This is a genomic window from Bacillus coreaensis (assembly GCF_050586445.1).
Classification (GTDB): Bacteria; Bacillota; Bacilli; order Bacillales; family Cytobacillaceae; genus Robertmurraya_A; species Robertmurraya_A coreaensis.
Window position 1 is genome coordinate 73713 of record NZ_JBOCCY010000012.1, and the last position, 11585, is coordinate 85297.

10 protein-coding genes are annotated in these 11585 nt (G+C 38.2%); 2 read left to right on the forward strand and 8 right to left on the reverse strand.

What is annotated here, in order from left to right; genetic code table 11:
- Positions 1–344: 344 nt before the first annotated feature.
- The 5 genes from ACQ5H4_RS17060 to ACQ5H4_RS17080 all read right to left on the reverse strand — a co-directional run bounded on the left by ACQ5H4_RS17060 (position 345) and on the right by ACQ5H4_RS17080 (position 6979).
- Positions 345–1517, reverse strand: coding sequence for an iron-containing alcohol dehydrogenase (locus ACQ5H4_RS17060; RefSeq protein WP_430776199.1), 1173 nt, complete (start codon positions 1515–1517; stop codon positions 345–347).
- Positions 1518–1766: 249 nt separating this feature from the next.
- Complete coding sequence (locus tag ACQ5H4_RS17065) at positions 1767–2531, reverse strand: DeoR/GlpR family DNA-binding transcription regulator (RefSeq protein WP_430776200.1); 765 nt, start codon at positions 2529–2531, stop codon at positions 1767–1769.
- A gap of 146 nt (positions 2532–2677) precedes the next feature.
- Positions 2678–3931, reverse strand: coding sequence for an L-rhamnose isomerase (rhaA, locus tag ACQ5H4_RS17070; protein ID WP_430776201.1), 1254 nt, complete (start codon positions 3929–3931; stop codon positions 2678–2680).
- Positions 3932–3949: 18 nt separating this feature from the next.
- A complete protein-coding gene (gene rhaB, locus ACQ5H4_RS17075; protein WP_430776202.1) occupies positions 3950–5371 on the reverse strand; it encodes a rhamnulokinase in 1422 nt (473 codons plus the stop codon).
- 636 nt (positions 5372–6007) lie between these two features.
- Positions 6008–6979 carry an AraC family transcriptional regulator gene (locus ACQ5H4_RS17080; protein WP_430776203.1) on the reverse strand — a complete coding sequence of 324 codons (972 nt, stop codon included), beginning with the start codon at positions 6977–6979 and terminating at the stop codon, positions 6008–6010.
- Positions 6980–7238: 259 nt separating this feature from the next.
- Here ACQ5H4_RS17080 and ACQ5H4_RS17085 point away from each other — a divergent pair, with 259 nt between their 5' ends.
- The gene (locus ACQ5H4_RS17085) at positions 7239–7826 is read left to right on the forward strand and encodes an ECF transporter S component (protein ID WP_430776204.1); all 588 of its coding nucleotides are present in this window, start codon (positions 7239–7241) and stop codon (positions 7824–7826) included.
- A gap of 175 nt (positions 7827–8001) precedes the next feature.
- On the opposite strand, the gene ACQ5H4_RS17090 is transcribed toward ACQ5H4_RS17085, so the two are convergent.
- Both ACQ5H4_RS17090 and ACQ5H4_RS17095 read right to left on the reverse strand, forming a co-directional pair.
- Entirely contained in the window at positions 8002–8583 is a 582-nt protein-coding gene (locus ACQ5H4_RS17090) for a DUF4256 domain-containing protein (RefSeq protein WP_430776205.1), read from the reverse strand.
- Between the two features lie 141 nt (positions 8584–8724).
- Entirely contained in the window at positions 8725–9555 is an 831-nt protein-coding gene (locus ACQ5H4_RS17095) for a hypothetical protein (RefSeq protein ID WP_430776206.1), read from the reverse strand.
- Positions 9556–9763: 208 nt separating this feature from the next.
- On the opposite strand from ACQ5H4_RS17095, the gene ACQ5H4_RS17100 reads away from it, so the two are divergent.
- Positions 9764–10534, forward strand: coding sequence for a mechanosensitive ion channel family protein (locus tag ACQ5H4_RS17100; RefSeq protein ID WP_430776207.1), 771 nt, complete (start codon positions 9764–9766; stop codon positions 10532–10534).
- 47 nt (positions 10535–10581) lie between these two features.
- Here the strand turns inward: ACQ5H4_RS17100 and ACQ5H4_RS17105 are convergent, their stop codons facing one another.
- On the reverse strand, positions 10582–11463 hold the full coding sequence (locus ACQ5H4_RS17105) for an ROK family protein (protein ID WP_430776208.1): 882 nt from the start codon (positions 11461–11463) through the stop codon (positions 10582–10584).
- Positions 11464–11585: the final 122 nt, after the last annotated feature.

Genomic DNA, 11585 nt, shown 5'->3' on the forward strand with positions numbered 1-11585 from the left:
GACAGGGTTTGACTAGAATTCGCACTTGGGTGTCCGAATCCGGGGGGGGATTCGGACAGGGCTTAACTGGATTTCGCACTTGGGTGTCCGAATCCAAGGGATATTCGGACAGGACTTGACTGGATTTCACACTTGGGTGTCCGAATCAAAGGGGTATTCGGACAGGGTTTGACTGGATTTGACACTTGGGTGTCCGAATCCAAGGGGTATTCGGACAGGGTTTGAAGGAAATCGAATGCCAATTAAACTTGATTACATTTATATTCCTTTGTTTAAAAGAAAAATAGCGTGAGTCAAATTCTCACGCTATTTTATGTGTCATTATATAGTTGCTACCTACGTCATTAACTCATGACTACAGGAGAAGCAATTTCTTTAAACATTTCAATCACTTCTTCTTTTGTTGGTTGGAATGGATTACCTGGTGCACAAGCATCTGCTAAGGCATTTGTTGCTAGTTTATCTAAATCCACATCCGTCACACCCAACTCAGCAAGGGTGCTTGGAATTCCTACTTCCTTACAAAGAGCTTTAATCGCTTCGATCACTTCATCCGCGCATTGTTCATCTGTTTTTCCATCCACTTGAATACCTGCTGCTTTGGCAATTAAACGGAATTTCTTTGGATCACGTTTCGCATTTTCTCTCTCCACAATCGGTAGAAGCATCGCGTTACATACTCCGTGTGGAAGATCATACACACCGCCAAGCTGGTGCGCCATCGCATGAACAAAACCTAGTCCTGCATTGTTAAAGGCAATACCCGCTAAGAACATCACATATGTCATCTGTTCACGAGCTTCAATATCATGACCATCTTTTACGGCACGAGGCAAGTAGTTGAAGATGATTTCCACAGCAGCTAATGCCGTTGCATCTGTAACAGGGAAGGCTCCTGGAGTAACGATCGCTTCAATTGCGTGGGTAAGTGCATCCACACCTGTTGCAGCAGTCAAATCTGCTGGTTTATCAACCATAAGTTCCGGGTCATTTACAGAGATGGTCACTAAGCTGTTTTTATCTACCATCACCATTTTCACTTCTCGTTCCGTATCTGTAATCACGTAGTTAATGGTAAATTCACTGGATGTGCCAGCGGTCGTGTTGACAGCAACAATCGGTACCGATTTATTCTTTGTTTTTCCAACACCTTCATAGTCTCGTAAATCTCCTCCATTTGTTAAAAAAAGACCAATCGCTTTAGCTGCATCCTGAGGAGATCCTCCACCAATTGATACGATGAAGTCACAAGCATTTTCCTTAAATACCTCAACCCCTTCATACACATTTTGGACCGTAGGATTTGGTTTGACAGCATCAAAGATGACGAATTCTAGATCAATCGTATCTAGTTCCGCAAGAACTTTTCCTGCTAGACCGGATTGATTCAAGAACTTATCCGTTACAACTAATGCCTTTTTTTGTCCGAGTTCTTTTACAAGTGCTGGCAGTTCTTTTAAACAGCCTCTGCCCATTAGGTTTGTACTTGGTACATAATACACACGTGCATTGCTCATCTTTTCTTCCTCCTTCAACATTTGTTCACTTCTTCACAAATGATTTTTTTGAAAAACGAAAGGGTTTTCAAAACACCTCTCCTTCATACTTGCTATACTCTTATCTTACTCCCCTACCTTCATATAATCAACATAAATACAGGTAAATACTTTTGTTTATTTTTGATTTTTAACATTTTGGACACAAAGGTACTTTGTTTAATTCTGTTACCATAATAAAAAACAGACCTAGCTTGGTCTGTTTCCCTTTTATATATTTACAAATATTAATTTAACTTCCTTTTCTTCAAGCCTCTCTCTTGTCCGATCATCCATGTTTGAATCGGTAATAATGCTATGCACTGCTGATAATGAGTTTATTTGAGAGAAGGCTCTTTTTCCAAACTTGCTGGAATCCGCCATTAAGATCACGTTATCAGCAATCTGAATCATATCCTTTTTTAATAACGCTTGTAATTCATTCGTATCACTAAGTCCCCCATCTGGGTGAATCGCCTTACAAGAAAAGAACATTTTGTTCACATGGTACATGTTCAATGATCGTTCTGCAAGAGGACCCACATAGGATAGAGAAATCGGCATCAGGTTTCCACCTGTTGAGATGACGCGGATTTGTTCCTTTTTACTAAGCTCTAGGGCCACTTTAATGGAGTTTGTTAATACCGTTAAGGGCATGTCTGGGAGCTCTTTCGCCATATACCAAGCAGTTGTGCTCGCATCAAGAACGATTTGATCCCCCGGCTCCACCATTTTTACCGCTTCTAAAGCAATCGCACGCTTTTCTGCAGCTCTCGTAATTTCTCTTTCTATATAAGAAACTTCATTATCTTCCTTTTCAATACTTACGGCACCACCATGACTTCTTTCCAAAAAGCCATCTTTTTCTAATTTTTCAAGATCTCTACGAATGGTTTCTTCCGTCACTGAAAAAATTTTGCTCAGTTCGGACACTCTTATACTTAAACGTTCATTAACTAGATCAACAATTTTCCTTTGCCTTTCAGCTACAAGCACGAACGTACACCCTTCCCCTATTTGAACGTTGATTTATATTTGATTATTTTTATTTACATGTTAATTTCTTAATAAATTATAACATGTTCTTTGAAAAACAAAAAGATAGTAGACCCTCACGAGAGAAGATCTACTTATCTTTTTTGTTATCGTTTTGATAATACTTCTTTTTCGTATGCCTTTACTTCTTCTAACCAAGCTTCTTTTACAGGTACATCCATTTGTTCACAGTAATAATCCCAAATGGCTCCGAACGGATATGTCTTAAATTCCTCCATTAATGCCAATCTTTCAGTAAAATTGCCTTCTTCTTGAAGTTGCTTTAACTTTTCGTTTGGTACAAGCATTGCGTATAACAGTGCCTTCACCATGTTTCTTGTTCCGATTGTCCAAGCAGCTACACGGTTGATACTAGCATCAAAGAAATCAAGTCCAATAATCACTCGATTCAGTGCATCGTTACGAACAATTTCAAGGGCAATTTCTTTTAGTTCATCATCTAAAATCACGACATGGTCACTATCCCAGCGGACTGGTCTTGATACGTGAAGAGCTACCTTGTCACTATATAGAAGCATAGAAGAGATTTTGTTTGATACGGTTTCTGTTGGGTGGTAATGTCCTGTATCAAGCAAGCAGATTTTATCATTCTTTAATGCATAGCCTAAGTAAAATTCATGAGACCCAACTACATATGATTCAGAGCCAATGCCAAATACTTTGCTTTCTACTGCATCAAGATTGTATGCCTCATCAACTGGAGTAGCGAAAATTTTATCCAAAGAATCTTTTAAACGTTGTCTTGGTGTCAGTCTGTCACTAGGGATATCTTTGTAACCGTCTGGAATCCAAATATTTGTTAACGCTGGAGTTCCTAGCTCTTTTCCGAAATACTCCCCGATTTTTCTACTTCCAATACAATGGTTAATCCAAAACTCCCGAATCTCTTCATCAGGATGGGAAAGTGTTAATCCATCTGATGCTTTTGGATGGGAGAAAAGAGTTGGGTTATAATCAAGCCCTAATCCGTGCTCCTTCGCCCAAGCGACCCAATTTTTAAAATGCTTCGGCTCTAGCTGATCACGTTCTACTACTTCTCCGTTCGTTTCTGCGTAAATCGCATGAAGGTTTACACGATGCTTACCAGGAATAAGGGACAGTGCTTTTTCAAGGTCGCTACGTAATTGCTCAGGAGTCGTTGCCTTTCCTGGATAATTCCCCGTTACATCAATTCCTCCAGAAAGCTCACTAGGGTTCACTTCAAATCCCGCCACATCATCCCCTTGCCAGCAGTGGATGGAAATCGGTACTTCCTTTAGTTTTTGTATTACATCTTCCACATCAATTCCCCATTTGGAGTATGCTTGTTTTGCAAGTTCATAATTTTCTTTAATCGTCATGATATTCTTCCTCTCTTTTTATGAATTCGTTACTGTTTTAGTAGGTTCGTATTTTTTCACTTCAAAGGATTGTTTAATCACGGAACGTGCTTCCTGTAAGTCTGCAAATTCACCTAATGCCATCAGTTGCGCTACGATATTGCCAATAGCCGTTGCTTCAATTGGACCAGCGAGCACTTCCTTATTGGTCACGTCCGCCACAAGCTGATTCAGCATTTCATTTTGACAGCCACCACCGATGACATTGATTTTATCGAAAGATTTTTCAAAAATGCTTTCAATCTCTGCGACGGTTTCTTTATAGCTAGCTGCTAAACTATCATAGACACATTTCGCTACTTCTCCTGGTGTACTAGGAACACTTTGTCCCGTCTCTAGCAAATAGTTCATGATTTCTTGTATCATATTGTCCGGTTTTAAGAATCGGTCATCATTTACGTTGACGAATGCCTGAAAGTCTCCTGCTTCTTCTGCCAGTTCTACCAATCTAGCAAATGAATACTCATGATTGTAGTTTCTCTTCACCTCTTGAATCATCCAAAGCCCCATAATATTTTTTAAAAAGCGGAAGCGATAATCGATACCGCCTTCATTGGTAAAATTGTAATCTAGCGCTTTCGTGACACAGATAGGGAAATGATTCTCCGTCCCCATTAACGACCAGGTTCCAGAACTAATATATATGGTACTCTCTTCTTCTGGTACAGAGATGACCGCCGATCCGGTATCATGTGTGGCAGGGAGAATCACGTTCATATCAAAGCCAAGTTCTGAAACAAGCTCTTCTTTTAAGCTTCCTAAAATGGTTTTTGGAAGCTGGATTTCATGGAACATCTCTTTGTTGATTCCTAAAAGATCTAGTAGCTCGTAATCCCACTTTTTCGTAAAAGCATTGACCAGCTGTGTGGAAGTCGCATTTGTATATTCGTTCGATTTTTTTCCGGTTAGTAAAAAGTTCAGATAATCAGGAATCATTAAAAAGGATTTTGCTTTTGCTAAGATGTCTGGATGGTTCTTTTTCAGTGAGTAGAGCTGGTAGATCGTGTTGAACTTTTGAAATTGGATACCTGTTTCTAGATAAAGGCGCTCCTTTGAGATTAGTTCAAACACCTCTTCCATCATCCCGTCCGTTCGTGGATCACGGTAAGACACAGCCTCTGTCATTGGCTGATCATTTTCATCTAGAAGGACAAAATCAACCGCCCACGTGTCAATCCCGATGCTATCTGGTTGGATCCCAAGTTCATTACACTTTTTTAATCCTGTTTTGATTTCATCAAACAGTCGTTCAATTTCCCAGCAAAAGTGATTCCCTTTTTGCACAATCTTATTTTCAAATCGATATAATTCACGTAACTGTAAATATCCATTTTCTCTATGACCTAACATTAATCTTCCGCTTGAAGCACCAATATCAACAGCAATACTGTACTTGTTCATCCTCAACGCCCCTTTTTCTGTAACCGCTTACGATATTACTATCATACTAGATTCAGAGAAATATCCTATATCGGGATTTATTTAATTTATTGACCTTATTTGCAAGAAAAGCGGAGCCGACTGTTCTGACCCGACAAGCATAAGCTTAAATTAAATAGAAAGGCCAATTTTTCATGAAACACATAAAAGCACTGGCAGATATTCATTCGGCCAGTGCTTTTTTGTTGCTCTAGAGGGTTATTTTAAAGAAATTCGAACAAAACTTTTACCCATCAAGCTCCATTTCTAGTGCTTATTTGCGATTTTTAGGATATATTTGCGATTCTGAAATTTTATTTGCGATTCTAGAATTTTATTTGCGATTCTGAAATTTTACTTGCGATTCTAGAAATTTATTTGCGATCCTACAAATTCACTTGCGATTCTGAAATTTTACTTGCGATTCTAGAAATTTATTTGCGATCCTACAAATTCACTTGCGATTCTAGAAATTTATTTGCGATTCTGAAATTTTACTTGCGATTCTAAAAATTTATTTGCGATCCTACAAATTTATTTGCGATCCCGACCTTTATTACCCTTTTCCTCAATCTCCAAATCCCATAACCCAATAAAAAAAACAGCTGAACACAAAGTTCATCTGCCCTTCAGCTCCACTCGATAGTCCTTGGGAGTTTTTCCATATTTGCTTTTAAAAATCCGGTAGAAGTAGCTCATGTTATCATAGCCAACTTCATCAATGATTTTTGTAATCGGCATTTCGGTTCTCTCTAGAAACTCTCTCGCTTTCGTAAGTCTCTTTTCTTGTAAAAGCTCCTTAAAAGTATACTTCGTCACTTTCTTGATTTGCTTGCTGACCGCGTAGTGAGGCTGATTTAATTGCTCAGCTAACTCATAAAGAGAAGCATTTTGATAATGTTCATCAATATACTTCATCGTCTCTACAAGAATATAGTGATGTTCGGAGCTTAGTTCATTTTGCTTTAGTTTATCTGTGTGCTTTAAAAGCTCTATCATTAAAAGTCCCATATAAAGCTTTAAGGTCGACTCTGAAAATAACGAGGGTTCCATGATTTCGTCCATCATCTTCTTAATTAACTCTTGAATGGCCTCCACATGTGTAACTGCAAAGTACAAGTATTGTCCGTTCTGCGTGTGATTATAGAGACTGTTTATAATAAAGTTACTCATTAAATTGGTGGAGGATAAATAAGAAAAAATGAAATCAAAGAATTTTGGCTGAATAATAAAATTAATGATAATATCCTCTTTTGCACAAGCTTCAATCTCATGTTCAATATGCTGGTTCAAAAATAAAAGCTCGCCCTGCTTTAAGTGGACATTCTCTGTTCCAACCTTCTGCTTTAACTGACCATGAAACACGTAATTAATTTCGATATAATTGTGGCGATGCTTGGGAAAATCAATAAATCGTGTATGCTTTCTTAGCATAATCATCTCGTTTGGATTTAAGAACTTTTCACTTTCAATAATAAAAGACGTTTGATTCGTATAAAGGTCTTTTTTGATTTCACTACTTTGCTCGAGAATCATCTGTTCTTCTTCTTCTGTCATTTCCATCAAAGTTGCAAGAAGATCGTTTCCCATATTACACCTCATGAACGTGAATTGTGTTGTCTTTAGTGTAATATAAAAGCTTGCAGGGATAAACATAAAGGGTTCCGGTTTGAGGTGCTTTACTAAAAAAAATGCACCTTAATGACTGTCATTTTGACATCAGATTTGGCATATAAAAAAGCAAAACTCGAACCATCTAGAAAAAAACACTCTTTAGTCTGTCCTCCTATTGTCTCTTTTGTGTAGAATGAAAATGAAGAATATATTTTTTGTTAAGAGGAGTTTATTCATGAACAAAAAAAACAAGACATTCCGCATGGTCCTATTAGGGATGCTTTCTGCCATCATCATTATTCAAACGACCATCCCGTTTTTAGGATATATCCCGATGGGACCGCTTAGCTTGACGATTATTCAGGTAACGGTCATTACTGCAGCAATCGTCCTTGGAACCAAGGAAGGAGCCATTGTAGGCGGCATATGGGGAATCATCACGTTCATCAGGGCATTTGTCGCCCCGACAAGCGTAATTGCACCCATTGTTTTCACGAATCCGCTTGTATCCGTTTTGCCTCGGATTTTAATTGGTGTGGTTGCTGCATATGTGTTCCATCGATTACTCAGTGGAAAGCTCAATGAAACAGTAAGAATGAGTGTTGCCGGTGTGCTGGGATCTTTAACAAATACGGTTTTAGTTCTTGGATTCATTTATTTATTTTATGGGGAGCCCTATGCGAACTTTTTGAAGTTGGATATGGAGCAGCTCTTGCCTGCACTCCTGACTATAGTCGCCACTAATGGAATTACTGAAGCGATTCTTTCAGGTGTATTAACGCCGATTATCTCAAAACCGTTATTAAGATGGAGAAAAAAATAGCAGCCTCGGCTGCTTAAGCTGTCGACAAACTTATATGTTTTAAGTTTGTCGGCAGTCTTTTATTTTCGGTTGGTCAGGAAGAGGGAAAAACAGCTCCACTAATAAAAACGGGAGATGTGGTGAATATCTCACCGAATCCTCCTTCTCCATTTGAATGTAGCTGTCTGCGCAAAATTTAAACCCTAAGCGAGCCGCGAAATCCTCTGGCAGCATAGTAAGATTCGGCACCGTTATGATACACAAAGACATGTCCAAAGCGACAGTCACAAAAAAGGGCCCCACCGAGTTCTCTAATAGCAGAGGGTGTTTGTACCCAGCTCGATGTTTTCAAATCAAAATTCCCAAGCTTCTGCAACTCTCGATATTGTTCCTCTGTTAATAGTTCGATGCCCATGGCAGACGACAAATCGATTGCACTATTTTCGGGCTTATGATTTTTCCTTGACTCTAACGCTTCACGGTCGTAACAAACACTTCTGCGACCTTTAGGACTTTCCGCTGAACAATCATAAAAAATGTATTCGTCCTTCTCCTGATCATAACCAACCACATCGGGTTCACCGCCGGTTCTTTCCATTTCATGAAGCGACCACAGTTTTTCCATGTTCATTTCCAGCTTTGCCTGGATTTTTTCCCATTCAAGACCTTCGTGGCGGGTTATATTTTTTTCAAAACGGGCTTTCAATACTTTTAGTAATTCTTCACGTTGTTCTAGTGACAATTCCTTATTATTACTGATGGCATTTCCACTTGTCATATTCATTCCCCCTTATTTTTATACTTTATCATGGTTTAAGGTATATAAATATTAGTTAAATTTGTTTCTCTTTAAGTTAATATTTCAACACTAAGAAAGATCGCCTTAGCGTTATCTATCATTAACTCAAGCACCATTCATTTAGGCTAGTGATTTACTCCATTTTTGTAGTAAATATAATGACAGATGAGAAAGAAATCTTACAGGAAAAACAAATGCCCAATAATTACCTTTCATTTTTAAATACTTCCACTTTATTAAAAATGCGTCCATTATTAATATACTAAGGATCGGAATGATCTTTAATCGATTGTTTTTTTGTTCTGAAAAAAACATCGTTAAAAATGTCTCAAATGTAATGTAAACCTTGATAAAAGAGTAGTGATGATACCAAGGCTGAATGGTAAACCTTACAGGCTTAAATCTGAACTTTTTTAATACGGAAAGTAAAAATAACAAATTCATATAAATGACGTGGAAGGTATTGTATTGAGTCATTTTTAAAATGAACTTGTTTCCTTTTTTCAACTCTTTATACCAAACATCACTTATGAAGAAAAAAGTAAAAATGGAGAGCGTAGTGTATATGGTATGCCACCATCTATTCTGAAAAATATTTATCTTAATAAAAAGTCTTTCAATCAACATAAAATACATTGAAAATAAAAATTTAATCTTCCACCCTAGCTGAAAAGAAGAAATTAGTATGGCAACCGTTGGAACAAACAATCCTTGAGACAAAACAGATCCAAACGAGTTATCTTTTTCTTTATTTTTAAGTAGATTCGTTTTATATTTATATGCTTTAAATATATATAACGGATATTCGAAATAATAGGCTAAACCCACTATAGACAAAAATGTGAAGAAAATCGTTTTTCTTTCTTTCTTTTTATAAAGAACATAAAGCAGAAGAAAAATATGAGAAACAATAAGTAACATATAATATTTAGAGTTTTGTTTTTTCTTCATCTTCACATGTCCTCTCTTCAATGTGGGAATTTCTACTTTATTATCTTTCTCAAATGAATAATACCCCATCCACAAGCATGCTTTTTAATTTTCATCCAATAGGAATTTTTTCTCCTTTTCCACATTCCTTTGGTATAGTAAAAGGTGGAGGGTTGATAAAATGTTTTCCTTGGAACTATTCGAAAAATTGCCCGTAAGGATTATTATAGTGGCAGTACTGATTATTCTTACCGTTTATTTAATTCGTAAATCCATCAAACTTTTCTTTGATAAAACGAGCTTTTTGGATGAAAATCGTGAAGAGACCTTGATGCATTTCGCGTATCAGGTGACAAAGTTAATGGGACTGGTGTTTTTCTTTATTTATGTGCTCAGCCATTTCTTTGACCTGACTAGGCTTGTTACTGGTTCGGTCGTAGTAGCCGGTGCCCTGGCACTGATTTTCCAGCATATTATCCGGGATTATATCATGGGGCTAACGTACTTGTTTGAACGTCAAATTCATCACGGAGATTATGTGATTATCAATGGAAATCATCAGGGGAAAATCGAGGAAATCAGCATGCGCCACCTGAAGATTCGCCAGTTTGATGGTTACCTCTATTCGGTTTCCTATAGCAACATCAATGAACTACATAACGGGAGCAGGGGAAGGCGCCGGGTGAATGAAAGCCTTGTTCTCAGCTACAGACAAAATCCGGACGACGCTTTTAAGGTCATGGAAGAAGTCGCTCAAATTTGCAACGAGAAATACGGAGAATTCTTGTTGAAGGATGAGCATGGTGTTCCCGTAGAGATCTTCAAATTTAACCAAATCACTGAGTTAAACATTGATTTCAGGGGTCACAGGTACTCCATATCCGGACTTGTGAAGGAAGCCGACCTCGTTGAAGCAAGCAAAAAGGTAAGGTATGAATTGGCCATGGCTGCCTATATGAACAACTTGGAGATGGCAGAGAATCTTCACACTGGCCATTAAAACGTAAATAAAAAATAGGACGTATGCCAATACATACGTCCCTTGTATTATTTGTTCATAAAATGATACACCGCACCAATCAGCCCTGCATCATTTCTATGTTTACATGGAGCAATTTCCACTTTTAAAAACTTCCACCACTCAAGTTCTTCTAGCTTTTCTTGGATTTGTTCAATCAACCCTTCTCTTGCACTTACTCCCCCACCAATTAGGATCTTCTGTGGATTTAGAGTCACTGCTAAATTAAAGAGTCCGAAACTAATATGCTCCAACCAGTCATGAATTAATTGGTCCACCTCTTGATTTTCAGCAGCCTCGGAAAAAATGGACTCTCCCTCAACTTTTACATCCTTTTCCAAGCCCTTATACTCTCTATACCTTTTGATCAGACTAGTGGTAGAAGAGTTGGTATGAAGCATTTCCTTCCCCTTTACATCTGCTTGTGTTAGCATAAAGCCAAATTCACCACCGCGGAACGTGTGGCCATGGACGATCTTACCATTCACCATGATCCCCCCGCCAATTCCTGTGCCGATCGTATAGCAAATGAAGTCATCGCAGCCAACGGCATTTCCGCTCCATCTTTCTGCTAACGCTGAGCAATTTCCATCATTCTCAATCTCCACTCGTAAAGGAACCCTAGCTTCAAGGAGCTCCTTTAGATTTATTCCGTCCAAAGCGATAATCGCTCCTGCTCTCTCAGCGAAACCGGTGCTTGGGTTAATGAAGCCCGGAAGGCTAATAGCAACACCTTCCACTTCATGAGCTTCTTTATATTCTGTAATCTTTTTGACCATATCGGCCAAAAATACCTCTAGGTTATCACAAGTAGTTGAGTAGCTTCCTTTTGTTACAATCGTTCCGTCCTCAAGGACGATACCGTGCTTTACCTTTGTTCCACCCACGTCAAAAGAAATATACTTTTTCATCTTCTTCTCCTTTTAGCCAAAGGCTCTTTTCTTAATCTTTGTTGCTTTTGGGATATAAATTTGTTAATTGTGCTAAGTTTCCGGAGAAAACATCATAAATTTAATAAGAAAAGAGCCTACAA

What these genes read in the sequence shown, in the direction of transcription:
- ACQ5H4_RS17060 (WP_430776199.1), bottom strand. Translation starts at nt 1,517, where the DNA reads ATGAGCAATGCACGTGTGTATTATGTACCAAGTACAAACCTAATGGGC.
- ACQ5H4_RS17105 (WP_430776208.1), bottom strand. Translation starts at nt 11,463, where the DNA reads ATGAAAAAGTATATTTCTTTTGACGTGGGTGGAACAAAGGTAAAGCAC.
- rhaA (WP_430776201.1), bottom strand. Translation starts at nt 3,931, where the DNA reads ATGACGATTAAAGAAAATTATGAACTTGCAAAACAAGCATACTCCAAA.
- ACQ5H4_RS17080 (WP_430776203.1), bottom strand. Translation starts at nt 6,979, where the DNA reads ATGGGAAACGATCTTCTTGCAACTTTGATGGAAATGACAGAAGAAGAA.
- ACQ5H4_RS17095 (WP_430776206.1), bottom strand. Translation starts at nt 9,555, where the DNA reads ATGAAGAAAAAACAAAACTCTAAATATTATATGTTACTTATTGTTTCT.
- rhaB (WP_430776202.1), bottom strand. Translation starts at nt 5,371, where the DNA reads ATGAACAAGTACAGTATTGCTGTTGATATTGGTGCTTCAAGCGGAAGA.
- ACQ5H4_RS17085 (WP_430776204.1), top strand. Translation starts at nt 7,239, where the DNA reads ATGAACAAAAAAAACAAGACATTCCGCATGGTCCTATTAGGGATGCTT.
- ACQ5H4_RS17090 (WP_430776205.1), bottom strand. Translation starts at nt 8,583, where the DNA reads ATGACAAGTGGAAATGCCATCAGTAATAATAAGGAATTGTCACTAGAA.